The sequence below is a fragment of the Nocardia testacea NBRC 100365 genome (genome assembly GCF_000308775.1).
Classification (GTDB): Bacteria; Actinomycetota; Actinomycetes; order Mycobacteriales; family Mycobacteriaceae; genus Nocardia; species Nocardia testacea.
On sequence record NZ_BAGJ01000036.1, the window covers coordinates 1 to 384 of the forward strand.

Genomic DNA, 384 nt, shown 5'->3' on the forward strand with positions numbered 1-384 from the left:
GCGGGCGCGAGTCGACGGCCAGGTGGCTGCCGACCCGCTGGACGGTTCGGTTCATCTCGAACGCGACCATGCCCATGTTCGCCGATTCGCTGGCCAGCAGTGCCAGGCAGGCATTGCTGCCGGCGGCGGTGATGAACAGGACGGCGCGGTCGAGTTCGACCACGGTCTGGCACACGCCACCGGCCTTGAAATGGCTTCCGGCGCTGCGGGCCAGGCTGTGGAAGGCCGAGGCCATCGCGGCGAATCGTTCGGCTTCGGTCTGCTCCAGCCCCGCCGAGCGGCCCATCAGTAGTCCGTCGGTGGACAGCAGGACCGCCGATTCGGCGTCGGGCAACCCGCTGACCAGTTCTTCCAGCAGCCAGCTCAGGTCAGTGCGCGGGGGAG

Annotated in this window: 1 protein-coding gene; it reads right to left on the reverse strand. The window is 69.0% G+C overall.

Annotated elements, in window-relative coordinates; all coding sequences use genetic code 11:
• The coding region (locus tag ON38_RS04865) for a roadblock/LC7 domain-containing protein (protein ID WP_444543707.1) at positions 1–384 on the reverse strand (384 nt) is incomplete at both ends.